General features: G+C 39.5%; 28 protein-coding genes and 1 riboswitch. Of the genes, 11 read left to right on the top strand and 17 right to left on the bottom strand.

The features are described 5' to 3' along the window. Positions 1-46 precede the first annotated feature (46 nt). Positions 47-466 carry a MarR family winged helix-turn-helix transcriptional regulator gene (locus EEJ45_RS04200; protein ID WP_124563526.1) on the bottom strand — a complete coding sequence of 140 codons (420 nt, stop codon included), beginning with the start codon at positions 464-466 and terminating at the stop codon, positions 47-49. A 216-nt stretch (positions 467-682) separates the two neighbouring features. Between EEJ45_RS04200 and EEJ45_RS04195 the strand changes: the two genes are divergently transcribed. Further along, positions 683-1,330 (top strand): SIMPL domain-containing protein, encoded by a 648-nt coding sequence (locus tag EEJ45_RS04195; protein WP_245999819.1) that lies wholly within the window; start codon positions 683-685, stop codon positions 1,328-1,330. Between the two features lie 90 nt (positions 1,331-1,420). Next, a complete protein-coding gene (locus tag EEJ45_RS04190; RefSeq protein WP_124563524.1) occupies positions 1,421-2,701 on the top strand; it encodes an NCS2 family permease in 1,281 nt (426 codons plus the stop codon). 82 nt (positions 2,702-2,783) lie between these two features. Here EEJ45_RS04190 and EEJ45_RS04185 read toward each other — a convergent pair whose 3' ends face one another. From EEJ45_RS04185 to EEJ45_RS04140, 10 genes are all read right to left on the bottom strand, one after another. Beyond that, complete coding sequence (locus EEJ45_RS04185; RefSeq protein ID WP_124563523.1) at positions 2,784-4,088, bottom strand: pyrimidine-nucleoside phosphorylase; 1,305 nt, start codon at positions 4,086-4,088, stop codon at positions 2,784-2,786. A gap of 13 nt (positions 4,089-4,101) precedes the next feature. Then, positions 4,102-4,917 (bottom strand): purine-nucleoside phosphorylase, encoded by an 816-nt coding sequence (locus EEJ45_RS04180; RefSeq protein WP_124563522.1) that lies wholly within the window; start codon positions 4,915-4,917, stop codon positions 4,102-4,104. A 12-nt stretch (positions 4,918-4,929) separates the two neighbouring features. After that, entirely contained in the window at positions 4,930-6,108 is a 1,179-nt protein-coding gene (gene deoB / locus EEJ45_RS04175) for a phosphopentomutase (RefSeq protein ID WP_124563521.1), read from the bottom strand. Between the two features lie 230 nt (positions 6,109-6,338). Next, complete coding sequence (locus tag EEJ45_RS04170; RefSeq protein WP_124563520.1) at positions 6,339-6,980, bottom strand: N-acetylmuramoyl-L-alanine amidase family protein; 642 nt, start codon at positions 6,978-6,980, stop codon at positions 6,339-6,341. Between the two features lie 94 nt (positions 6,981-7,074). After that, on the bottom strand, positions 7,075-7,788 hold the full coding sequence (locus EEJ45_RS04165) for a FixH family protein (RefSeq protein ID WP_164464198.1): 714 nt from the start codon (positions 7,786-7,788) through the stop codon (positions 7,075-7,077). A gap of 124 nt (positions 7,789-7,912) precedes the next feature. Then, positions 7,913-8,800: a site-specific tyrosine recombinase XerD gene (gene xerD / locus EEJ45_RS04160; RefSeq protein WP_124563518.1), complete on the bottom strand. Its 888-nt coding sequence runs from the start codon at positions 8,798-8,800 to the stop codon at positions 7,913-7,915. A 6-nt stretch (positions 8,801-8,806) separates the two neighbouring features. Beyond that, entirely contained in the window at positions 8,807-9,028 is a 222-nt protein-coding gene (locus EEJ45_RS04155) for a YqzK family protein (protein WP_124563517.1), read from the bottom strand. Between the two features lie 234 nt (positions 9,029-9,262). Further along, positions 9,263-9,709: a ferric iron uptake transcriptional regulator gene (gene fur, locus EEJ45_RS04150; protein ID WP_124563516.1), complete on the bottom strand. Its 447-nt coding sequence runs from the start codon at positions 9,707-9,709 to the stop codon at positions 9,263-9,265. Positions 9,710-9,820: 111 nt separating this feature from the next. Further along, the gene (gene spoIIM / locus EEJ45_RS04145) at positions 9,821-10,468 is read right to left on the bottom strand and encodes a stage II sporulation protein M (protein WP_124563515.1); all 648 of its coding nucleotides are present in this window, start codon (positions 10,466-10,468) and stop codon (positions 9,821-9,823) included. A gap of 139 nt (positions 10,469-10,607) precedes the next feature. Then, the gene (locus tag EEJ45_RS04140) at positions 10,608-11,159 is read right to left on the bottom strand and encodes an NUDIX hydrolase (protein WP_124563514.1); all 552 of its coding nucleotides are present in this window, start codon (positions 11,157-11,159) and stop codon (positions 10,608-10,610) included. Positions 11,160-11,227: 68 nt separating this feature from the next. Between EEJ45_RS04140 and mciZ the strand changes: the two genes are divergently transcribed. Both mciZ and EEJ45_RS04135 read left to right on the top strand, forming a co-directional pair. Beyond that, on the top strand, positions 11,228-11,455 hold the full coding sequence (gene mciZ / locus EEJ45_RS19165) for a Z-ring formation inhibitor MciZ (protein ID WP_484068174.1): 228 nt from the start codon (positions 11,228-11,230) through the stop codon (positions 11,453-11,455). Beyond that, on the top strand, positions 11,401-12,303 hold the full coding sequence (locus EEJ45_RS04135) for an aldo/keto reductase (RefSeq protein WP_124563513.1): 903 nt from the start codon (positions 11,401-11,403) through the stop codon (positions 12,301-12,303). The genes mciZ and EEJ45_RS04135 overlap by 55 nt, the downstream gene beginning before the upstream one ends. 66 nt (positions 12,304-12,369) lie before the next feature. Here the strand turns inward: EEJ45_RS04135 and EEJ45_RS04130 are convergent, their stop codons facing one another. Together EEJ45_RS04130 and EEJ45_RS04125 are read right to left on the bottom strand one after the other, a co-directional pair. After that, on the bottom strand, positions 12,370-13,200 hold the full coding sequence (locus tag EEJ45_RS04130; protein ID WP_124563560.1) for an aldo/keto reductase: 831 nt from the start codon (positions 13,198-13,200) through the stop codon (positions 12,370-12,372). 79 nt (positions 13,201-13,279) lie between these two features. Next, on the bottom strand, positions 13,280-13,531 hold the full coding sequence (locus tag EEJ45_RS04125; protein WP_124563512.1) for a YqkE family protein: 252 nt from the start codon (positions 13,529-13,531) through the stop codon (positions 13,280-13,282). Positions 13,532-13,978: 447 nt separating this feature from the next. On the opposite strand from EEJ45_RS04125, the gene EEJ45_RS04120 reads away from it, so the two are divergent. Further along, positions 13,979-15,568, top strand: a complete 1,590-nt coding sequence (locus tag EEJ45_RS04120; RefSeq protein WP_124563511.1) for a bifunctional metallophosphatase/5'-nucleotidase — start codon at positions 13,979-13,981, stop codon at positions 15,566-15,568. Between the two features lie 172 nt (positions 15,569-15,740). Here EEJ45_RS04120 and EEJ45_RS04115 read toward each other — a convergent pair whose 3' ends face one another. Further along, a complete protein-coding gene (locus EEJ45_RS04115) occupies positions 15,741-16,172 on the bottom strand; it encodes a ribbon-helix-helix domain-containing protein (protein ID WP_124563510.1) in 432 nt (143 codons plus the stop codon). A gap of 450 nt (positions 16,173-16,622) precedes the next feature. Here EEJ45_RS04115 and EEJ45_RS04110 point away from each other — a divergent pair, with 450 nt between their 5' ends. Further along, positions 16,623-17,528 (top strand): alpha/beta hydrolase, encoded by a 906-nt coding sequence (locus tag EEJ45_RS04110; protein ID WP_124563509.1) that lies wholly within the window; start codon positions 16,623-16,625, stop codon positions 17,526-17,528. Positions 17,529-17,536: 8 nt separating this feature from the next. Here EEJ45_RS04110 and EEJ45_RS04105 read toward each other — a convergent pair whose 3' ends face one another. After that, positions 17,537-17,779 (bottom strand): DUF2552 family protein, encoded by a 243-nt coding sequence (locus EEJ45_RS04105; RefSeq protein WP_124563508.1) that lies wholly within the window; start codon positions 17,777-17,779, stop codon positions 17,537-17,539. A 219-nt stretch (positions 17,780-17,998) separates the two neighbouring features. Here EEJ45_RS04105 and EEJ45_RS04100 point away from each other — a divergent pair, with 219 nt between their 5' ends. Further along, entirely contained in the window at positions 17,999-18,211 is a 213-nt protein-coding gene (locus tag EEJ45_RS04100; protein WP_124563507.1) for a CDGSH iron-sulfur domain-containing protein, read from the top strand. Between the two features lie 42 nt (positions 18,212-18,253). Here the strand turns inward: EEJ45_RS04100 and crcB are convergent, their stop codons facing one another. Beyond that, on the bottom strand, positions 18,254-18,604 hold the full coding sequence (crcB, locus tag EEJ45_RS04095) for a fluoride efflux transporter CrcB (protein ID WP_124563506.1): 351 nt from the start codon (positions 18,602-18,604) through the stop codon (positions 18,254-18,256). Continuing rightward, positions 18,601-18,984 (bottom strand): fluoride efflux transporter FluC, encoded by a 384-nt coding sequence (locus EEJ45_RS04090; RefSeq protein WP_124563505.1) that lies wholly within the window; start codon positions 18,982-18,984, stop codon positions 18,601-18,603. The genes crcB and EEJ45_RS04090 overlap by 4 nt, the downstream gene beginning before the upstream one ends. Positions 18,985-19,154: 170 nt before the next feature. Next, positions 19,155-19,289, top strand: a riboswitch (FMN riboswitch). Between the two features lie 285 nt (positions 19,290-19,574). On the opposite strand from EEJ45_RS04090, the gene ribD reads away from it, so the two are divergent. From ribD to ribH, 4 genes are read left to right on the top strand one after another with little or no spacing between them, the layout of a single operon-like run. Beyond that, a complete protein-coding gene (gene ribD / locus EEJ45_RS04085) occupies positions 19,575-20,678 on the top strand; it encodes a bifunctional diaminohydroxyphosphoribosylaminopyrimidine deaminase/5-amino-6-(5-phosphoribosylamino)uracil reductase RibD (RefSeq protein ID WP_124563504.1) in 1,104 nt (367 codons plus the stop codon). Then, on the top strand, positions 20,659-21,297 hold the full coding sequence (gene ribE / locus EEJ45_RS04080) for a riboflavin synthase (RefSeq protein ID WP_124563503.1): 639 nt from the start codon (positions 20,659-20,661) through the stop codon (positions 21,295-21,297). The genes ribD and ribE overlap by 20 nt, the downstream gene beginning before the upstream one ends. 12 nt (positions 21,298-21,309) lie before the next feature. Continuing rightward, a complete protein-coding gene (locus EEJ45_RS04075; protein WP_124563502.1) occupies positions 21,310-22,497 on the top strand; it encodes a bifunctional 3,4-dihydroxy-2-butanone-4-phosphate synthase/GTP cyclohydrolase II in 1,188 nt (395 codons plus the stop codon). A 14-nt stretch (positions 22,498-22,511) separates the two neighbouring features. Further along, positions 22,512-22,991, top strand: a complete 480-nt coding sequence (gene ribH, locus EEJ45_RS04070; RefSeq protein WP_124563559.1) for a 6,7-dimethyl-8-ribityllumazine synthase — start codon at positions 22,512-22,514, stop codon at positions 22,989-22,991. Positions 22,992-22,994 lie beyond the last annotated feature (3 nt).

Below are 22,994 nucleotides of genomic sequence, written 5' to 3'. Positions count from 1 at the left end.
CAGACTCTTTAGAAGACGATATTTCTTTTGTCTTCTAAAGAGTCTGTTATAATACACGTTCAAATAATTCTACAACCATTCGCATTTCTTCATCGCTCCACTGTGCGAATCGTTCTTTATAGTACTGCCTTCGTCGCTCTTCTAGCTCACGTGCCACACCCTTACCTTTTTCCGTAATCTCCAAATACACAATTCGACGATCTGAATCAGAGCGCTTACGAATGACAAGTTCTTTACGAACGAGACGGTCTGTTACTGCTGTAATGTGGCTGGAGGTTACATTTACTTCACTTGCGATTTGAGATGCCATTTGCGGACTTTTTGTATACAAAGCACGTAAAACCGAAAATTCATTCCATGGCATGTACTCATCAAACAATTCATTAATATCCTGTTGCAACATACGAAACATTTGGCGAAAAGACGCCGACAGATGTAAAATGAGTGCTTCTCGATCTTCTCTCACGGTTCTCGTTCCTTTTATATGTATTTTAGACTTATTATAATTGATTTTCTATACGAATTGTATCCTTTCTTACACTACCTGTTGGATTTTTGTATATATAAGTCTATCATAAACATTATTTACTAAATACTGAGAAATTGTCCAAGTTGTTATCCATATATAATATATAAGCAGCTTTATTCTTTTTATACAAACTGTAAAAGGATGGTGAGTGCCATGCATTACGGTCCCGGCTTATATCCGGATTATCGACACATAAAAGATTCACAGTTAACATTGCAAGGAGAGGGCACTGTTACTGTAAAGCCAGATGTTGTTGTAATAACACTCGGCGTCTCTACAGAAAACGAGAAGGTTACTGAAGCACAGACCGAAAATGCACAAAAATCAGCTACCCTTTTACAAACATTACAACAACTAGGGATTCAGCCTGAAGAAATTCAAACAATTTCCTATACAATTACACCAGAATATAACTATATAGATGGAAAAGCCCTTCTTCGTGGATATCGGATTGAACATCTGTATGAAATCACAGTCTTAAATGTACAAAAAGCCGGAGAGGTATATGCTGAAGCAGTGGAAGCAGGAGCTAATATTGCAAGAGGACTTTCTTTTCGCATTTCTAACCCAGAACCATACTATAAGCAAGCTCTTACACTTGCTATTCAACAAGCACAGGAAAAAGCAAAAACAGTTGCAGGTGCGCTAGGTGTAAATGTAAATCCTGTTCCCTTCACTGTGACAGAAGAATCGAACAGCCCTTCCCAAGAGGTTGCCTTTTCTGCTAAAGCAACTCCTTCGATTGAGCCCGGTATGTTAAGTATTACCGCTACTGTTAGAACAATATTTGCCTATATATAACTTGTGCGCTTTTTGGTATAATAATAAAAGGTGAGCCCATTTTGGGTGTCACGGGTGGGAGAGGGATTATGTTTATAAAGAAGGTCAAATATGAAAGGACTGTTGGAACGTATATTTCACTTACGCTCTCACAAAACATCGCCTAAACAGGAGCTACTAGCAGGCACAACTTCATTTTTTACGATTGTGTACATTATGGTCGTAAATGCTACCATTTTGGCAGATGCCGGTATTCCGCTTGAGGCGGGCATCCTGGCAACTGTTTTCACTTCATTTGTCGGATGTCTGATTATGGCTTTTCGAGCGAACGCTCCAATTATTCTTGTACCTGGTATGGGAGTAAATGCATTTTTCACATTTACTATTGTTCATGGTATGGGGCTAAGTTGGCAAGAAGCATTGGGCGCTGTTTTTATGTCGGGAGTCCTATTTGCTATAACGGCTTTTACACCACTTGCAAAAATTTTGTCTGATACTATTCCCAAATCGCTTAAAGAAGCTATTACAGTAGGTATTGGGGTCTTTTTAGCGTTTATCGGTTTACAAAAGGGCGGTTTAGTCGTAGCAAATGCAAATACAGCTGTTGCCATGGGAGACTTACATGATTCCCACGTCATAGCAACCACTTTAACTTTAGTGATTGCGGTTATCTTATTTATTCGAAACATTAAAGGTAACTTTTTATTGACCATTGCAGTTGGTACCGCAATTGCTTGGATATTTGGTATTTTGGAAAGTGAACGTTCTACTTTTTCAATAAGCGACTATGCTTCCGTGTTTGGAGCGATGTCCTTTGCCGGTATTGCAGACCTAACCTTTTGGATGGCCACGTTCTCTTTAAGTATGGTACTTATTTTTGAGAATATGGGGTTGCTGCACGGCATGTTGGAAAAGAAAGAAAAGTTTACAAAGGCCTATCAAGCAAACGCACTGTCAGTTTTAACATGCGGTCTATTTGGTACAAGTCCTACTGTTTCCACAGTAGAAAGTGCCTCTGGAATTACAGCTGGTGGCAAAACCGGTTTAACCGCATTAACGACAGGCGTGCTGTTTTTACTTTCTTTGCTTGTATTACCCTTTGTTCAAATTATTCCCGATAATGCAATTGCTCCAATTTTAATTATTATCGGGGGATTAATGATGACAAACATTCAGCATATTAATTTGCAGGACTTCTCTGAAGGCTTTCCTGCATTCCTAATTATCGTCATGATTCCACTGACTTACAGCATTGCTGATGGAATTGCCTTTGGATTTATCGCGTACCCAATTTTAAAATTGGCCCTTGGTAAACAAAGCGAAGTAAACAGACCACTGTATGTGATTGCTTGTCTATTTTTGCTTACATTTGTATTACATGCACTTGTGTAAGAAAGTACATGCAGTTCATTCATAAAGTTGATAATTCCTTGAATAAAGAAGACCGGCGAGATACCCTGCCGGTCTTTTATCATTATTTTGTAACAATGTCATGTACTAGTTTTGGTTCTGCAACATGTTCTTTTGAAATTTTAATGTTGTCATAAATCATTTGCTTCACTTTTTCAACATCTTCTGTATTAGCATGAATTGTTACTAAAGATTCACCCTTTTTAACAACATCACCCACTTTTTTACGAAGCATCAATCCAACAGCCAAATCAATTTCCGATTCCTTCGTTGCACGACCTGCACCGAGCAACATCGCTGCTGTACCAATTTCGTCTGCAATAATTTCTGATACGTAACCGTCTTCCTTAGCCTCTACCTCAATTATATACTTCGCTTGCGGCAATTGATTAGGATTATCTACCACAGATGCATCTCCACCCTGTGCTGACAGGAATGTTTTAAACACTTCAAGTGCTTTACCATTTTTCATTACTTCTAATAACTTTTCACGAGCATCTTCTAATGAGGAAGCTTTTCCTGCTAAGAAAACCATTTGGCTGCCTAATGTTAAGCATAATTCCTCTAAATCTTTTGGACCTTTGCCTTGTAGTGTATCAATCGCTTCTTTAACTTCCAATGCATTTCCAATAGCAAAACCAAGCGGCTGACTCATATCAGAAATAACAGCCATTGTATTGCGCCCTACATTGTTACCAATGCGAACCATCGCTTGCGCCAATTCCTTCGCATCCTCCGTGGTTTTCATGAACGCACCTGCGCCTGTTTTCACGTCAAGTACAATCGCATCCGCACCTGCAGCAATCTTTTTACTCATGATGGAGCTAGCGATTAATGGAATAGAATTCACCGTAGCTGTTACATCGCGAAGCGCATACAGCTTTTTGTCAGCAGGTGTTAAGTTTCCACTTTGACCGATAACAGCAATTTTATTTTTGTTTACAAGATCAATAAATTCTTGATTTTCAATTTCAACATGGAAGCCAGGAACAGCTTCTAATTTATCAATTGTGCCCCCTGTGTGACCCAAACCACGTCCTGACATTTTTGCGACCGGTACGTCAAGTGCTGCAACAAGCGGACCAAGTACAAGGGTTGTTGTATCTCCTACCCCCCCTGTAGAATGTTTATCCACTTTAATACCTTCAATTGCTGATAAATCAATAGTATCGCCACTATTTACCATTGCCATTGTTAAGTCTGCACGCTCTTGATCTGTCATATCTTTAAAGAATACCGCCATTGCGAAGGCACTCATTTGATAATCAGGAATATCACCTTTTGTGTAACCTGTAATAATGAAATTAATTTCTTCTGTTGTTAATGCCTGACCATCACGTTTTTTTGCGATTAAATCGACCATTCTCATCGTTATTCACCTCTTATTTCATTTCGCTTACTAATTCTTTAACAAGAGCCAAGAAGTTTGCTTTCACGCGCTCCGTTGTTTCAATCACTTCACCGTGATGAAGTGGCTGTTCTAAAATACCTGCTGCCATATTTGAAATACAAGAAATACCAAGAACCTTCATTCCTGCATGACGAGCTACAATGACTTCTGGTACAGTAGACATGCCCACTGCATCTGCACCAAGTGTACGGAACATACGAATCTCAGCAGGTGTCTCATATGTAGGACCCGTAACAGCTAAGTACACACCTTCTTGTACCGAGATATGTAAACGCTCTGCTGCATTCTTCGCTAAATGGCGAAGCTCTTTGCAATACGCCTCTGACATATCAGGGAAACGTACACCGAATGCCGCTTCATTAGGACCGATTAACGGATTTGTACCCATGAAATTGATATGATCAGATAAAATCATTAAATCTCCTGGAGCAAATGATGTATTTACACCACCAGCTGCATTTGTGACAATTAACTTTTCTACTCCCATCGCTTTCATAACCCGAACAGGGAATGTGACTTTTTGCATATCATATCCCTCATAATAATGAAAGCGTCCTTGCATAGCCACAACAGGAACACCACGTAAGGTACCAAATACAAGTTGCCCTGCATGCCCTTCTACTGTAGAAACGGGAAACTCAGGAATTTCCTCATATGGTACTTTGACTGCTGATTCAATTTCATCAGCTAATACACCTAATCCTGAACCCAAAATTAAACCTACAACAGGTACAGTTTCATACTTTTTCTTTAAATATGCTGCCGCTGTTTCAATATGCTCTCTCATATTATTCTCCTCCTATTGCAAATCTTTTAAGAAGCTTTCTCCATACTGTGGCATTTTGACACCAAAGTTGTCTGCTACTGTTGCGCCTACATCGGCAAAAGTACGACGAACCGGTATTTCCTTGCCGCCCTTCATAGATGGACTATATGCTAATAAAGGAACATACTCACGTGTATGATCGGTTCCAGGATGAACAGGATCGTTACCATGATCAGCTGTGATTAACAGTAAATCATCATCATTTAGCTTGTTTAGTACCTCAGCCAAACGCGTGTCATATTCTTCTAACGCTTCACCGTAGCCCTGTGGATCGCGGCGATGTCCGAACAAAGCATCAAAGTCTACCAGGTTTACAAAGCTTAAGCCAGTAAAATCCATATGAAGGGTATCTATTAATTTGTCCATACCATCCATATTAGATTTTGTGCGGAGTGCTTTGGTAACGCCTTCATTATCATAAATATCGGAAATCTTTCCAATTGCGATTACATCATAACCACCATCCTGTAGTTCGTTCATAACAGTTCTACCAAACGGCTTCAGTGCATAATCATGTCGGTTTGCTGTACGTTTAAATGCACCCGGCTCTCCCACAAACGGACGAGCAATAATACGACCGACCATATATTTTTCATCTAATGTAAGTTCGCGAGCAATCTTACAAATCTTATATAATTCTTCAAGTGGCACAATTTCTTCATGCGCGGCAATTTGCAACACACTATCGGCAGATGTGTATACGATTAAGTCACCCGTTTCCATATGCTGCTTGCCGAGCTCATCCAAAATCTCTGTACCAGATGCGGGCTTATTTCCAATAATTTTTCTTCCAGATTGCTTCTCTAGTTCATCTAGTAACTCTTTTGGAAAACCATCCGGGAATACACGAAATGGCGTATCAATATAAAGACCCATGATCTCCCAATGGCCCGTCATCGTATCTTTACCTGCTGACTTTTCTTCCATCTTTGTATAGTATGCTAATGGTTGCGCCGCACGCTCAACACCTTTAATATCTCCAATATTACCAAGCCCTAATTTAGCCATATTTGGCATATGTAATCCATTCATGTGTTCAGCAATATGCCCCAGTGTGTTGGCACCCTTATCCCCATATTTTTCAGCATCCGGTGCCTCTCCTATGCCAACGGAGTCCATTACGATTAAAAAGATACGTTTATATGTATTCATTTATGCGTTCCTCCTGTTTTTAGTTAGTATGTACGAAAATGCCAAATAGTTACTCAATTTTTTAAGTCAGATGTCAGACATCGACTACTTGTATCATATCATGTTTACGCTTTCTTTTACACCGCTTTTTCAAGATATCCACAACAATTTTGACTTGCTTATTATAACGCATTGCTTACTGTCAGACAAATAAGAGAGACGTATAAAAGAAAAGTCTTCTCTTGCGTCTCTTATTTGCGCTGATTTCGTAAAAATTCCTCAATCCCTAAAGCTATTCCAGTTGCTGATTTTCTTTTAAAATCATCTTGCATCAATAGCTTCATATCTTCTTTATTAGTTAAATACCCTATTTCTACTAACGCTGAGGGCACAAGCGTTTCACGAAGCACTTTGTAATTTCCGAATTTTACATAGCGAAGCGGCATCTTGGTTTCTTTTATATAATTATCTCCAATTTTTTCAGCTAGTTGCTTATCACGAAACGGCGTAAAATAATATACTTCGGCTCCTCTGACATTGCTGTCCTTAAAGCCGTTAGCATGTATACTAACAAATACATCGGCATGTTTCTTTCTACTTAGTTTAGGTCGACATGCCAAGTCTTTTAGGTACCCCCCTTCCTCACAAAGCTGATCTCCTTCTCGTGTCAGATAAACTGTATAACCTTTATTTTGCAGTTCAGTACGTACATATTGTGAAACCTCTAATACGATATCCTTTTCAAGCACACCATCTTGTTCAAATCCAGGATAACTTCCACCGTGTCCGGGATCTAATACGATAATGACTTTCTTTTCTTCATACCAACGCCACCCTATTATTAGCATAAGTACGAAAGCTAAACCAATACCTATCTGTTTGGATTTCGGCATTACTTCTCACCTTTCCGCTTTGTATGCTTACTATGATGTTTGATACGGAATACATTCGCTTTCCTACACAAAAAACCTTCACAATTGTGAAGGTTTACTGTACTTGAACTTTTTGTTCTGTATGTTCGTGGATATCTCCTTTTTCAACGTGCACTTTTACAATATAAATACCAGCTGTTTTAAAAACAGGGGCTGCGACATATTCCCCTTTAACACTTTCTGTCGCGCGCACGTATTCGCGCTTTTCATGACCTTCTTGCCAAATTTCAAATTGAACATTGGCAGCTGTTAATGCAACGTTTTTTTGCATAATATGAGCCTTTATATCAGCAGATTGCCCCGCAACTAATTTATCAGCCATAAAATGGATAGACACATCACTAGCACCGTGCTCATGCACATGTCCTTGCTTCGTTTCTTCTGTGGTTCCTACTTGTACTTGTACCTTCGGCATCACGTGCATATCCTTCGCATTCGTATGGGCTACTATATTGTACATACCGGTTTCCGAAAAGATTTGGTCAATTTTGTACATATCTTTTTTGTATGTAGCATCAATCATGTCGTGCTTTTCAGAACCTTCTTTCCATATCTCAAATTTCACTTCAGCATCATCAATGGTTTTCCCGTCTTGTGTAACAATGGCCTGAATTTCAGTAGAAGTATTTGGTGTAATTTGTTCAGGTTGCGTTTTCACCTCTACCTTTACCTCTTTTGGTATCTCATTTGTAACGTCAGTTTTGCTTTCATTATTGCCACAAGCAGTAAGAACCAGTAGTAAGCTTATTGCTACAATTAGTTTTTTCACGTCATCGTCCCCCTCTATCAACAAGTATAGCCCCTTATATAAATCTGTCTACTGCCTACACAACTTAGAATTGGAAATTAAATGCGAACAATTTGTGAGGAAATTGTGAAGAGCGTAGGTTTCCCTACGCTCTTGGATGAAACTGCTTATATACATCTTTCAAACGCACTTTGGACACATGTGTATAAATTTGCGTAGTAGAAATATCAGCATGTCCCAGCATTTCCTGTACCGCTCGCAAATCGGCGCCATTCTCAAGCAGATGAGTTGCAAATGAATGGCGAAGGGTGTGAGGTGTTAAATCTTTTTGAATATTAGCCTTTTGTGCAAGTTTCTTTAAAATCTTCCAAAACCCTTGTCTCGTCAAACGGTTACCTTGATGATTTAAAAACAAAGCATTGGTAGTATATTTTCCCACCAAGCTAGCTCTTCCTCGTTCTATGTATGTAGATATAGCCTCCGTAGCTAAGCGGCCAAGCGGAATAATACGCTCTTTATTTCCTTTTCCAACACAACGCACAAACCCCATTGTCATATGTACATCTGCCAAATCCAACTGAATAAGTTCAGACACACGAAGTCCTGTAGCATATAACAACTCAAGCATTGCCTTGTCTCGAATTCCAAATGGCGTGTTGTCAGGCGCCTGCAACAGTCCCTCGACCTCTGCAACAGATAATACTTTGGGTAGTTTTCGCTCCGCTTGCGGCGTTTCAATATGAACAGACGGATCGTGTTCTGCAATATGTTCACGCAGCATAAATTGATGAAACGATCGAACAGAAGCAATATGACGCGCCAATGTTTTTGAAGATTTATTCTGCATCTTTAAATGATGTAAAAATGCAACAATATGAGATCGTTTCACTTCTTGCCAGGATACAACCTGCTCTACTTTTTGAATATATTGTATGTATCCCTTTAAGTCACGCTCGTAAGCTACAATTGTATTTTGTGCCAAACCTTTTTCGACAATCATATAATGAATAAAATCTTGTAAAGCATCATTCAATAGTCTCTACTCCCCGTTTTCATAAAAGAAAATCACTCGACTTACCCAACCGGCAGAAGGTATCCCAGAAACTTGTTCCACGGATTCGCTCTGCGGCTGTTTATAACGGTGATAATTTTGATATTCCTCATTTATCCATAGTATAGCGAAATAAAACATAATCGTACAACCCGTAAATAAGACGAACACTTTGATTACATCAAATAATACACTCATTGCCTTGCGCATACTCATGCCTCCATATGTTAGTATATCAACTAGCATCAGATCAAACCCACTTGACGGGACACCTAAAGAAGTACAATTGAATCAGTAACATCTATCCATGTTTAGTTGATTTAACTTACATCAGCAACGCCGCTGCTGACGCAAACACTTTGTTTTATTACAACATATGCCAAGCCTAGTTGCCTTTATACATAGTAGCTATACAAAAACCTCTTTCTGATTAGAAAGAGGTTTTTATTCAGACATGTTTTGACAAGAACGGCAAATACCGTGAAATGTCAATCGATGATCTTTGACTTTAAATTTCCAATTTTCTTCAACTTTTTTCTCAACTTCTCCAAGAAGATCTTCTTGTATTTCTTCCACCGAACCGCATTCGGTACAAATCAGATGGTGATGGAATCTAGATGCTCCTTCTTGACGCAGGTCGTAGCGTGAGACACCGTCACCAAAATTAATTTTGTCAACAATCTTTAATTCAGTTAATAATTCCAGTGTACGATATACAGTCGCAAGTCCAATTTCAGGCGATTTTTCTTTTACAAGGAGGTACACATCTTCCGCGCTTAAATGATCTTCTTCATTTTCAAGAAGCACACGTACAGTTGCTTCACGCTGAGGTGTTAATTTATAGCTAGCCGCATGTAGTTGCTTCTTAATTCGTTCTATTCTTTCTTCCATTCCGTACTTCCCTCCTCGCCACTCTTACACCATTATATCAAAAGAAGAGGGGGTGTCAAAAGAAAATATACAAGTAGCAAGCGTTTGTTACTTCTTCTTCATTTTCATTCGTTATTTCTTTTGAATACCTTCTATAATTCCCTTCATAAACATAGGGGAAACATAAGCTTCCACAGCAGATGCCCCCACTAAAATGCAACCTATAACTAAAAAAATACCTGTATATTTCACTAGCACCGGCAAAAGCGGCTCGTGCATTCTTCTAATAAATTGATGTCTAATCATACGAAGAGAAAAACCAGCAGCCGTAACCGTCATAAATAAAAATACGGGCATAATAACTAAGTTTTGAGGTAGTACTGCTACAAAAGCTAATAAAAAACCATTCCAACCTAACTGACTAACCAAAAAGCCAACCGTAAACCCAACTACCACACCTTTTAAAAACAACAAAATAAAGATAAGAGGAAGGCCAATGACTGATACACCAAGTAGCCATATAAAGCCAATATATTTTAAATGTGAAAAATAACTCTCTTTAAATACTTCAACTGCACTTACAAATTTTCCTTCTGAGACTTGTCCAAAGAAACGACTTAAATAAAAGTAAAGATCTTGCTTTTGACCTTCCTGCAGACTGTTCACCAGTATAGCGCCAAATATTACTCCCATTAACAATAAAACGGAAACAAATACGTATAAAGACGAATGCTCCTGTACATGTGCAGCTACCTTATCTTGCCAAGTTTTATGCAACATCAATCCCTCTCTCTCTTTTATCTCTATCACTTTTAACTTCTAAGAGATTCTTATAGAGTATATGAGACAGACCTTGCAAAATATGATACAAACTTCTATTTAGAAGAATAGATAAACTTGCACACAATTATTTTTGGCTTTATATCTTTTTTAATTCTTTTAATTGCAAATATTGAATGGCAAGAATTGTTTTAGCATCATGAATGCGTTCTTCACGAATAAGCGCCAATGCTTCCTCTATCGTAAGCTCAATTAATGTAACGAACTCATCTTCGTCTAGTGCCGCTTTTTCCTCAAGTTTTTTTAGACCTTTCGCTTCATATAAGTATACTATTTCATCTGCAAACCCTGGTGACGTGTAAAAGGAAACCAACAGTTCCATCCTATCACAAGCGTATCCGGTTTCTTCTTCTAATTCTCTTACTGCTGTATCGACAGGCACTTCCCCTGCTTCTAGCTTTCCTGCTGGAATCTCTACTAGGTGTTTTTCCATCGCTTTTCGATACTGCTCTACTAAAATGATTTTCCCTTCCTCTGTTACAGCAATTACAGCTACTGCCCCCGGATGTTTGACCAATTCTCGTTTACTTACCGCACCGTTTGGTAGAGTTACATCGTCTACCTGCACAGAAATTACACGCCCTGTGTAAATAGGGGTTGTATGTATCGTTTTTTCTTCAAAGCTACTCATATTTGCTTCCTCCCTTGTTCTAGTTCAACCGAAACCTACATACATTTTACCACATTTAACCTAGGAGGATGACCATGGACATCTATTCATATAAAAGACGAATAATATTGATTGGGACAGCAACAGCGATTTGTAGCTTCTTGCGAAAATGTCAAGGAGAGCATACACTGATGACAGAGTGGTTAGATAACACTCTATATACACATCGTCAACCCAGTCATAGTAGTAAGGAGGATTTAGAATGCAAAAACGACAGCTCGGCACATCAGAATTATGGGTTAGTGAAGTTGGATTAGGCTGTATGTCGCTTGGCACAGAGAAGCAGAAAGCGATCCGTATTATAGATACGGCGATTGAACAAGGCATTAACTTTTTAGATACAGCTGATTTATATGATTACGGCATGAATGAAGAGTTTATAGGCACAGCTTTGAAGGGGAGACGAGATCAAATCATATTGGCAACAAAAGTGGGAAACCGGTGGACTGCAAATAAAAACGGGTGGTTCTGGGATCCATCTAAAACATATATAAAAGAGCAAGTGAAGAGTAGCTTACAACGATTAGGTACAGATTATATTGATTTATATCAGCTACACGGTGGAACAGTTGAAGATTACATAGATGAAACGATTGAAGCGTTTGAAGAGTTACAAGAAGAAGGATGGATTCGTTATTACGGTATTTCTTCCATTCGTCCAAATGTGATAAAAGAATACGTATCGCGTTCAAATATTGTCAGCGTATTAATGGAATACAGCCTGCTCAACCGCCGCCCTGAAGAACTGTTCCCTCTATTGGCCGAACATAACATCAGTGTAATCGCACGAGGTTCTCTGGCGAAAGGCTTGTTAACAAATAGCGGTACGCAAAGAATCAAGGAATCCGGCTATTTATCATATAGCGCTGAAGAATTACAAGAAACACTATCTCACATCAACAACCTAACTGGAAATCGATCAGTTGGAGAAGTAGCTTTACGCTATTGTCTTCATCAACCTGTTGTAGCTTCCGTGATTCCAGGTGCAAGCTCAGTGATGCAGGTGCAAGAAAACGTTCTTTTAGGTACCCCGTTGACATCCACAGAATACGAACAACTACAGCAGCTTACGAAGCAAGATATATATACTGCACACAGAGATTAAGCTCTATTCAAGACGTTGGAGAAAGGACTCGCCTCTAATGGAATAAAGCTTGCCAAATGGCAAGCTTTATTCCATTGTGTCATATTTTTCAGGATTTGTTCCTACACGTTTATTTTCATTTAATGCGTCAATTCGTTTCATATCTTGATCAGAGATCATAAAGTCAAAAATTTGACTATTTTCTAGTATCCGCTCTGGTGTCACAGATTTTGGAATGGTAATGATACCGCTTTGCACATCCCAGCGCAGTACGATTTGTGCTGGTGTTTTACCGTATTTTTCGGCAAGCTGTGCAATCACTTCATTTTCAAAGATTTCACCGCCCTGCATAAGCGGACTCCATGCCTCCACAGCAATACCATGCTCACGGCAAAACGCACGAATTTCTGTTTGTGCAAGTTTTGGATGTAACTCAATTTGATTCACCATCGGTTTCACTTTTGCATTAGTCATTACATCTTCTAAATGATGAATATGGAAGTTCGACACTCCGATTGCCCGCACTCGTCCATCTTCATATAACTTTTCAAGAGCACGATATGTATCCACATACTTCCCTTTTACAGGCCAGTGTACCAAATATAAATCTACATAATCCAAACCAAGTTTTTGTAAACTCACTTCAAATGCGGCTAATGTGGTTTCATAGCCTTGATCACTATTCCAGACTTTCGTTGTAATAAATAATTCCTCACGTGGTACGCCAGATTCACGAATGGCTTCCCCAACCTCGGTTTCGTTTCCATATACTGCGGCTGTATCAATTGCTCGGTATCCGGCATCTAATGCCGCTTTAATAGCGTTCTTTAATTGTTCTTTTTCGGTAACCTTCCAAACACCTAAACCCAAAATCGGCATCCTTACACCATTATGTAATGTTACTGTTGGAATCATGATATCCCTCCTAAAAATAAAACCCCTTTTTGTCATTTAATCAATATTTAAAACACAAAGTCAACGAAAGTGAACTTTACCTTTACTTAAAATCTTTCCAAGACAAGTTACTTTCTTCCAATAATTCTTCAAATGTTTTATTCTTTTCTTTTTCTTTCGCTTCACGCTTTTTGCGCTCAATTTCAGCAAGGCGTTCTTGTTCTAATTTCTCCGTTAGCCCTTTTTGTTTTTCTTTTAGCTTTTGAATCAAATCATTATTTAATCTGTCCTTTACATGCATTGCTTGCGATTCATCATAAGTTGTCGGTAACTTCTGTTGTTTTTTCTTTTTCACTTTATTCACTCTCCCTATGCAAATCAATGTTCATTTTCCCATATCCCTACTCGAATATCAAACGATACAGGTACAACATATGTCACACACCTTTTCTCCCTATACATTACTATATAAGTCTACATAATTTTTTCGACATATAAACAGCAAGAAAATCATAGCTCTCAAACACCTCGCTACGTGTGTATGCTCTTACTTGACACGCGTATCTCTTAAGCCCTGACCATAACCATATATTCCCTATTCTTCTTTCCCACCCAATAAAGAATGTCGTTTTTTCTAGTTGCACTTAATATATCTAAAATATCTTCTATAAGTTTTGTTAACTATTAGAAAATTTTTTGTAAATATTTAAAAAAGAATGAAAATTATGTGGTTTAATCTCTATAAATCTATTAAAATAAATGTCGTATAATGTCAAACTAATAAGTAGGGGGAATATACTACATGTGGAAAAAGGTCATTCCGGTTGCCGCATTAACGAGTGCATTAGCTGTCTCCACAGTAACGGCCGCGCCAGCCAATCAAAATAGCCAATCCGATCATCGTAACATTGACGTTCAATTATTGGGAATTAACGATTTTCATGGTCAATTGACTACAGTTACAAAAGTAAATGGTAGAGAAGCAGGTGGTGTAGACTATCTAGCAGCTTACATACGTGAACGCGAAAAACAAAACCCTAATACTCTATTAGTACATGCTGGCGATATGGTTGGAGGTAGCCCTCCTATTTCAGCTTTGTTACAAGATGAACCAACGATCAATATTTTAAACACACTAGGCTTTGATATTGGAACATTGGGTAATCATGAATTTGATGAAGGTGTAACAGAATTAAAACGACTTATTTATGGTGGATATCACGAGAAAACTGGAAACTTTGAAGGTGCAAACTTCCCATATATTGCAGCAAACGCAGTGGATAAGAAAACAGGTCAACCTCTATTGCCTCCGTTCGCTGTAAAGAATGTAAATGGCGTAAAAATCGGCTTTATTGGGGTTGTAACAAAAGATACACAAAATATTGTTATGCCAACAATGATTGAAAACGTGACATTTACAGATGAAGCGGAAGCAATTAACAAATACGCGAAAGTATTAAAGCGTATGGGAGTTGAAACCATTGTGGTGCTCGCTCACAATCCGGGCGTAACAGATGCATCAGGCAATACGACTGGCGAGATGGTTGATCTTGCGTATAAAACAGATGAAGAAGTTGACGTAATCTTCGGCGGTCATAATCACGCCTACGTAAACGGTACAGTTAACGGAAAGCTTTTGGTTCAGGGTAATTCTTACGGCTCTGCTTTTGTAGATGTTGATTTAACGATTGATCGCAAAACAAAGGATGTTGTAGCGAAAAAAGGCGAAGTCGTTACCACATATCGCGATGCGATTCAACCCGACCCGCAGATTAAAGCTATGGTAGATCAATATGCACAACAGGTTGCTCCACTTGTAAACGAAGTTGTAGGTAAATCGGCGACTGCTATGAATCGTACGCAAAGCGTGGCAGGAGAATCTGCTCTAGGTAATCTAATTGCTGATGCACAGCGCCTTGCGATGAATGGTGATATCGCCTTGATGAATCCAGGTGGTATCCGTAATGACTTAGATGCAGGCGACATCACGTGGGGTGAATTATACAACATTCAACCGTTTGGTAACGAGCTGCGTAAGCTCACGTTAACAGGTAAAGATATTCGTGACATTTTAAATATGCAATGGCAAGTAGGTAAAACACGTATGCTTCAAATTTCAGGTATGACCTATACTTGGGATGCTGCCGCACCAATAGGTTCTCGCATTCTGGATATTAAACTATCAAACGGCGAGTTGGTAACTGACGAGAAAACATATACGGTTGTGGCAAACGCGTTTATCGCTGCCGGTGGTGACGGATTTACACCATTCACAAGGGCAACAAACATCGTGCCAGGTCCAGTGGATTTAGATGCACTTGTAAACTATGTAAAAGCATCCAAGGAACCTGTTTCCGCTCAAATTGAAGGACGTATTCAAGTGAAAAACTAAGAAAAAGAGGCCGGGACATAACTGCATCATGTAACTCTAAAGCCGAAAGAATAGAGAATAACGAACACTCATAAAGGAAAAATCCGAACTCAATCGAATTCTGTGTAGAGAATTCCGACTAATTGTTCGGATTTTTCTTTGGCTAGCAATTTTTGTATCTATATATTTATACCTACAACCACTCTTTAAGCGCTTCTTCTACTATCTGAGATTTTGTTTTGCCAGTCATTTTGGCTCGTTTATCTAAATTAGTAAGTACCTCTTCGCTAATAGAAAAGGTTCTTCTTCGCTTTATAACCTCTTCATATATAGAAGGCGGAGAAAACGGCTTTGTAAGTAATAGGCGAATCTGTTGCAGTTCTTCGTACATAAGACGTTGATAGTCAACTGGTGTAGCCGGGTAAGAAAGCAAATCGGACAAGTGATGTTCCAGAGGCTCTTTTCCCTCTCCCACAAACACTCTCTTCTTCTTCGTACGATCATATTCGTAGCCAAGCAACCTTAATCTTCTAGACAATGTGTAAGGTGTGAGTCCCACTTGTTTCGCAATAACGGCCAGCGATTCTTTTCTATTTAGCCTTTCAATAATCTCCCCTATCCTCACAGCTTCACCTCTTTGCCTATGTTCAAATGCTATTTATTTTTTCTATGACAGGTTCCTGTTAATAACCTCTATCTAGCTTTAACACAGTCTATTACGACTCACCCTTTCATAGGAGTTACTATATAAGTCTACATAGTTTTTCGACATAGAAACAGCAAGAAAGTCACAGCTCCAGAACGCTTCGCTACGTGTGTATGTTCTTACTTGACACACGTATCTCTTAGGCCCTGACCGCACCCATACATTGCCTGTCCTTCTTTCCCACCCCATGTCTGTTTTTCTAGTTGTACCTATATAGTTTTTATAGATAGTTTTCCTTTTAGAGCACTTTATATTACGAAGTATGTACCTACTTCATATAAAATATATGCAACATATTACACGATATTAACCCACTTTCGTTCGCTTCTATACGTCTATTTTGGTAAAATAAGGGCGGAGGGATGATACATGAGAAATATCGTACGCATTTTAGCGGTTCTAACCGGAGGAATGCTTGGATTAATTTATTTTTTCACTAATAAGATTATGTACATCAAGAAAAAAACTGACGAAGAAATCTTAATACGGGAAACCAATAAACATTTTACATTAGAGGATTTTGAAAGTCTGCCCAAAGAAGAATTTTTAATTAGCTCCCCATTCGGATACAATATACATGCCTACTATATACCAGCCAAGCAAGCTGATAAATATATGATTTTTTGTCATGGGGTGACGGTAAATAAAATCAATTCAATTAAGTACAGCAATTTGTTTTTAAAGCGCGGGTTCAATGTAATTATCTATGATCATCGCAGACACGGGCGTTCTGGTGGTAAGACTACCAGTTACGGCTACTACGAAAAACATGATTTAAAAGCGGTAGTGGATTGGGTAAAAATGAGATTCGGGGCTGATAAACTTATCGGCATTCATGGTGAATCTATGGGAGCCGCTACACTGCTTCAATATGCCGGTGATATAGAAGACGGGGCTGATTTTTATATTGCTGACTGTCCTTTCTCCGATTTTCGTGCACAGCTTTCTTATCGCTTACACGTAGAATTTAAGCTTCCATCTTGGCCTTTGCTACCTTTAGCTAGTTCACTGTTAAAAATAAGAGATGGCTATCGTATTGATGAGGTTTCCCCTATTCGCTGTGTAGGTTGTATTAAAAATCCGGTGCTTTTTATTCACAGCAAACCTGACGACTACATTTTAGCGGCCATGACAGAAGAACTGTATCAGCAAAAACAAGGTCCTAAGCAACTCTTTTTAGCTGAAAATGGTGCGCATGCATTATCGTATGAAGAAAACACAGAAGCATATGAAGAAGCCATTGACAGATTTTTAGCCGCATATATAGACAAATGAGGGACTGCTTATGCGAGCTCGTCCCCCATTACATGCATATTTTGGCCAATCCATAAAATTGCTTCGTCCAAATTCTGAAATTCTTTTGTTTCGAACGATACTTCATCTTGTAATAACCATATGTCTTTTTGTTCCGTTTGCGTGCCCGCAATCGACCAGTGCAACAAACTGTACGGATGATCATTATGTAAAAAAGATACCCATGTCCGTTCAGCGGCAACGTTTTTGAGTGTATGCATTGTTTCATTCATGACTTATCACCTTGTTCAATAAAATTGTATGCTTATGTGCAACAGCAACAATAATATAAATCGTAATAGTATATATTGTAACATGATAAGCCCATATTCTAAACATATATCAAATTATAACACATGTATCAGCTGGATTATGATACTATAGACATAAGCTTACAAATATGTACATAGTAGCAATGTAACAATAACGTATAATGGATAAGGAGCGAAAACATGACAAAGGTACAAATAAAAGTAAACGACAACGGCTCTATTCGCATTACCGGTGATGTAGAATTATTAGATGGCGCAGGCAATCCATTTCCTGCAAAGCCTGCTTTTTCTTTGTGTCGCTGTGGTCTTTCCAGTAACATGCCATTTTGTGACGGGGCTCATAAAGGTAAATTCCAATCTGTAGTTCGCGCACCAGATCAGCCAGCTGACTAAGCAGAGCTGCATTAAAAAAAGGTCTTGCGCGCAAGACCTTTTTTAATGCGCGACATAAAAACCGAAATATGTTGCACCGATGCCTAGTATATAACTACTCAGAATATACCATGATACAACTCTATATTGTTTCTCTCGATACAACCTAACACACTCAACTTGAAACGTTGAAAACGTCGTAAATGCCCCCATAAACCCTACCGCCAATAATAAGCGCTCCTTTTCTTGTACCCCATAAGACAATAGTATCCCCAGTAGAAATGAACCAAGAAAATTTACAATTAAAGTTCCGTAGGGAAAATGAGAACGAGACCTTGCAAGAATTACGTTACTTATCATAAATCGCAAAACGGCTCCCAGACTTCCCCCAAGTGCTACTAACAGTATGTTCATGACACAGCCATCTCTTTTTTCCCGACATAAAAACCGAGCCAAGCCATATAAAACCCGCCCCATGCACTCATTGTCATATATATCCCCATTGATAAATATGCTTGATTTTGCCATAAAGTAACTACTTCCATACTAAAAGTCGAAAACGTTGTAAATGAGCCCACTAGACCTGTTCCAACAGCGGGTGCAAAATATGGATGTATATCTGGTCGCTCAAATATTCGGGCTGTAAGCCATGCCAGCAGAAAGCTTCCACTCATATTCACAACCCATGTTGCGACAGGAAAGCCGAACAGCCAAGGTATATGTACATACAAGCTTAGTGCATATCGTAGCAACGCTCCAACGGCGCCAGCTATACCAACTACCATATATTTCATAAATCTACCTCTTTCTTCACACTTTTCTGCTATTCACTATGACCTAAACATCTATTATTTGTCAATTAATACTATCAGTTTTTTCCATAAGAGCAGCTGCATATAAACTTTCAGATTATTATACTTTTTTCTGTTCATTCTATTTTTTTATGATATAATAACAAGCAAACAATATCCTTCGGGGTCGGGTGAAATTCCCAACCGGCGGTGATGAAGCTTTTGCTTCTTAGTCCGTGACCCGCTTCGGCGGTGGACCTGGTGCAAATCCGGGACCGACAGTATAGTCTGGATGGGAGAAGGATTCTGTTTTCAATTTTATAGGAGAAGTCTGCCTTTTTACATAAATACAAGCTAAACATTTCTATCTTTAGTAGGGTATGTTTGTACAGTGTTTCTTTTTGTGTGGTCATGACTGCTATATGAACATCGTACTTGTATTTATAGAGAGACACAGCACTGATTGTCTGCAAAAAAACGCAGATATAATCGGCTTATTTGTTGTACGCTTTTCTCCTATTTCTGAAAACACACTTCTCAAGCCCCTAAGGACATTCCTTAGGGGCTTTTTATTTTAACGGGAAGGTGGTCTTATGACAGATACAACTTACATGAAATTGGCACTACAGCTCGCATCCGCGACAAATGGACAAACGAATCCCAATCCTATGGTGGGGGCAGTCGTAGTCAAAAATGGTGAAATTGTTGGAGTGGGGGCCCATTTACGGGCAGGTGAGGCGCATGCCGAGGTTCATGCACTACAAATGGCAGGTGAAAAAGCGCAGGGAGCCACATTATATGTGACACTTGAACCATGCAATCACTTTGGTAAAACACCGCCATGCACAGAACAAATTATACAAAGTGGCATTGCACGTGTTGTTATAGCTACGCAAGATAATAACCCTCTTGTTGCAGGCTCTGGTATAAAGAAGCTACAGGAAGCCAGCATTATGGTAGAAACAGGACTATTAGCCGAAGAGGCCACACAGCTAAATAACATTTTTTTTCATACCATACAACATAAAAAACCTTACGTTACTTTAAAAACAGCAATGAGCCTAGATGGAAAAATTGCTTCTACTACCGGGGAAAGTAAATGGATTACAGGTTCACAAGCACGTATGGATGTTCATCAATACCGTCACCAACATGATGCCATATTGGTTGGAGTAAATACGATTATTGCAGACAATCCTAGTTTGACTACTCGTCTTCCAAATGGTGGTAAAAATCCAATTCGGATTATCCTAGATACCCATTTACGGACGCCCCTTTCGGCTAAAGTTCTACATGACAACGCGGCACCTACTTGGCTTGTAACCGGGGCTAGCGTCTCTGAAGAACAAATAAGACAATATGAAAGCTACGCTTCAATTCTGTCAATGCCCACAGAGAGAATTTCTGTTCCAAACTTATTACAAGTGCTGTATGAACAGGGCATTTCTTCTCTATTTGTTGAAGGTGGATCACAAATACACGCTAGTTTTATAGAATCTCATATGTATAATCAGTTAGTCATTTATATGAGCGGACATTTAATAGGTGGGCAGCAAGCACCGACATTTTTTGGCGGAACCGGTTTTTCCTTGCAGGATGCACCTAAATTGTATATTGCCTCTGTTGAGCAAATGGGAGATGATATAAAGCTTATTGCACGTCGAAAGGAGGAGAACTATGTTTACAGGCATTATTGAAGAAATCGGAACAGTAGTACGTATTCAAAAAGATACGTTAGCAGTTCAAGTCACTATACAAGCCGAGCGTGTTCTTAGCGATGTACGACTTGGTGACAGTATCGCTGTAAATGGTGTTTGTTTAACCGTTACCTCATTTACCAATCAATATTTCACGGCAGATATGATGCCAGAAACAGTTAAAGCGACTTCTCTGCGCACCTTGCAAGTAGGTTCTTCCGTAAATTTAGAACGTGCAATGGCAGCGAACGGACGCTTTGGTGGACATTTTGTATCAGGACATGTAGACGGCATCGGAACAATTCTTGAAAAACGCACTTTGGCAAACGCTGTATACTATCGCATTTCTCTGCCTGTTCATTTATTGCGGTATTGTATTACAAAAGGATCTATCGCGCTAGATGGGACTAGTTTAACGCTGTTTAAGGTTGATGAATCATCTATTACCGTTTCTTTAATTCCACACACCTTGGATAAATCCGTTCTTGGGAGTAAAGGGATTGGTGATATCGTCAATATAGAGTGTGATCTTGTCGGCAAATATATTGAAAAATTCATAATATCTCCCGCTCAATCTTCTCTTACGGAAAGCTTTTTGCGGGAAAACGGATTTTACTAGGAGGGATAGCGTATGTTTCACAGCATTGAAGAAGCGTTGGAGGATTTACGCGCCGGTAAAGCGGTAATTGTTTGCGATGATGAAGATCGTGAAAATGAAGGGGATTTTATTGCCTTGGCAGAACATATTACACCGGAAACCATTAACTTCATGATTACGCATGGACGCGGTCTCGTATGTGTGCCAATTACTGAGGAGCATGCGGCAGCACTGCAGCTTGAACCCATGGTCGCTCATAATACAGATTCACACGGTACAGCCTTTACTGTTAGTATTGATCATATCTCTACAACAACGGGCATCAGCGCTTTTGAGCGTGCCGTGACAATTCGCGCCATGCTACAAGACAGCAAACCAGCAGATTTTAAACGTCCGGGGCATATTTTTCCGCTCATCGCAAAAGCAGGTGGCGTTCTGCGTCGCGCCGGTCATACCGAAGCTGCCGTTGACCTCGCTGTGCTAGCAGGTACATCGCCAGCTGGGGTCATATGCGAAATTATAAACGAAGATGGCTCGATGGCTCGTGTTCCTGACTTGCAAGTCATCGCTAAGACGTTTAACTTGAAAATGATTACCATACAAGATTTAATTGCCTATCGTAGACGACACGAAACATTCGTATCACGTGAAGTAGAAATTCATCTACCAACACAATTTGGTGACTTTCGCGCCATTGGTTATTCTAATTCACTCGATGATAAAGAGCATATTGCTATTATTAAAGGCGAGATTACCTCTGAAACCCCTGTCCTGGTTCGGGTTCATTCAGAATGCTTAACCGGCGATGTATTTCATTCGTTCCGCTGCGATTGCGGACCGCAGCTACATGCTGCGTTGGAGCGAGTTCAACAAGAAGGCGGCGTGCTTCTGTACATGAGGCAAGAAGGGCGTGGCATTGGTCTTTTAAATAAAATGCGTGCCTATAAGTTACAGGAGGAAGGCTATGACACGGTAGAGGCCAATCATAAACTTGGCTTCCCTGCTGATTTACGTGACTACGGCATTGGCGCTCAAATTTTAAAAGATTTAGGTGTTCGTAAAATTCGCCTGCTCACCAACAATCCACGCAAAATTGCAGGCTTGCAAGGATATGATTTGGAAGTTGTAGAACGCGTTCCACTTCAATTTCCTGCCAAAAAGGAAAATGAGGCGTATTTACATACCAAATACGAAAAGCTTGGTCATCTACTACAATTATAAAAGGAGAGAATATGATGATATTTGAAGGTCATTTAGTTGGAACAGGTTTAAAAGTTGCGATTGTTGTATCTCGCTTTAATGAATTTATTACTAGCAAGCTACTTGGCGGCGCCACAGACGCTTTAAAGCGTCACGGCGTTGAAGAAACGGATATTGATATTGCTTGGGTACCTGGGGCATTTGAAATTCCGCTTATCGCGAAAAAATTAGCGACGAGCGGCAAATATGATGCGGTTATTACACTCGGAACTGTCATTCGCGGCGCTACGACGCATTATGATTACGTATGTAATGAAGTTGCAAAAGGCGTTGCCGCCGTGTCTATGCAAACGGATATACCAATTATTTTCGGGGTAGTCACAACGGAGACAATTGAACAAGCGATTGAACGCGCAGGCACAAAAGCCGGCAACAAAGGGTGGGAATCAGCTGTTGCCGCTATTGAAATGGCTAACTTAAACAGAGAACTTAAAGCAATTGCTGTAACAATATAAATA

It is taken from the genome of Ectobacillus antri (assembly GCF_003852715.1).
In the GTDB taxonomy this organism is placed as follows: Bacteria; Bacillota; Bacilli; order Bacillales; family Bacillaceae_G; genus Ectobacillus; species Ectobacillus antri.
Note: the sequence above shows the minus strand (reverse complement) of the source record. Positions and strands in the feature narration are given on the sequence as shown.

Bases quoted from the DNA above. Each gene is read 5' to 3' on its own strand.
- EEJ45_RS04195 (WP_245999819.1), top strand. From the start codon at position 683: ATGCATTACGGTCCCGGCTTATATCCGGATTATCGACACATAAAAGAT.
- EEJ45_RS04190 (WP_124563524.1), top strand. From the start codon at position 1,421: ATGAAAGGACTGTTGGAACGTATATTTCACTTACGCTCTCACAAAACA.
- EEJ45_RS04185 (WP_124563523.1), bottom strand. From the start codon at position 4,088: ATGAGAATGGTCGATTTAATCGCAAAAAAACGTGATGGTCAGGCATTA.
- EEJ45_RS04180 (WP_124563522.1), bottom strand. From the start codon at position 4,917: ATGAGAGAGCATATTGAAACAGCGGCAGCATATTTAAAGAAAAAGTAT.
- deoB (WP_124563521.1), bottom strand. From the start codon at position 6,108: ATGAATACATATAAACGTATCTTTTTAATCGTAATGGACTCCGTTGGC.
- EEJ45_RS04170 (WP_124563520.1), bottom strand. From the start codon at position 6,980: ATGCCGAAATCCAAACAGATAGGTATTGGTTTAGCTTTCGTACTTATG.
- EEJ45_RS04155 (WP_124563517.1), bottom strand. From the start codon at position 9,028: ATGCGCAAGGCAATGAGTGTATTATTTGATGTAATCAAAGTGTTCGTC.
- fur (WP_124563516.1), bottom strand. From the start codon at position 9,709: ATGGAAGAAAGAATAGAACGAATTAAGAAGCAACTACATGCGGCTAGC.
- spoIIM (WP_124563515.1), bottom strand. From the start codon at position 10,468: ATGTTGCATAAAACTTGGCAAGATAAGGTAGCTGCACATGTACAGGAG.
- EEJ45_RS04140 (WP_124563514.1), bottom strand. From the start codon at position 11,159: ATGAGTAGCTTTGAAGAAAAAACGATACATACAACCCCTATTTACACA.
- mciZ (WP_484068174.1), top strand. From the start codon at position 11,228: ATGACCATGGACATCTATTCATATAAAAGACGAATAATATTGATTGGG.
- EEJ45_RS04135 (WP_124563513.1), top strand. From the start codon at position 11,401: ATGCAAAAACGACAGCTCGGCACATCAGAATTATGGGTTAGTGAAGTT.
- EEJ45_RS04120 (WP_124563511.1), top strand. From the start codon at position 13,979: ATGTGGAAAAAGGTCATTCCGGTTGCCGCATTAACGAGTGCATTAGCT.
- EEJ45_RS04110 (WP_124563509.1), top strand. From the start codon at position 16,623: ATGAGAAATATCGTACGCATTTTAGCGGTTCTAACCGGAGGAATGCTT.
- EEJ45_RS04105 (WP_124563508.1), bottom strand. From the start codon at position 17,779: ATGAATGAAACAATGCATACACTCAAAAACGTTGCCGCTGAACGGACA.
- EEJ45_RS04100 (WP_124563507.1), top strand. From the start codon at position 17,999: ATGACAAAGGTACAAATAAAAGTAAACGACAACGGCTCTATTCGCATT.
- crcB (WP_124563506.1), bottom strand. From the start codon at position 18,604: ATGAACATACTGTTAGTAGCACTTGGGGGAAGTCTGGGAGCCGTTTTG.
- EEJ45_RS04090 (WP_124563505.1), bottom strand. From the start codon at position 18,984: ATGAAATATATGGTAGTTGGTATAGCTGGCGCCGTTGGAGCGTTGCTA.
- ribD (WP_124563504.1), top strand. From the start codon at position 19,575: ATGACAGATACAACTTACATGAAATTGGCACTACAGCTCGCATCCGCG.
- ribE (WP_124563503.1), top strand. From the start codon at position 20,659: ATGTTTACAGGCATTATTGAAGAAATCGGAACAGTAGTACGTATTCAA.
- EEJ45_RS04075 (WP_124563502.1), top strand. From the start codon at position 21,310: ATGTTTCACAGCATTGAAGAAGCGTTGGAGGATTTACGCGCCGGTAAA.
- ribH (WP_124563559.1), top strand. From the start codon at position 22,512: ATGATATTTGAAGGTCATTTAGTTGGAACAGGTTTAAAAGTTGCGATT.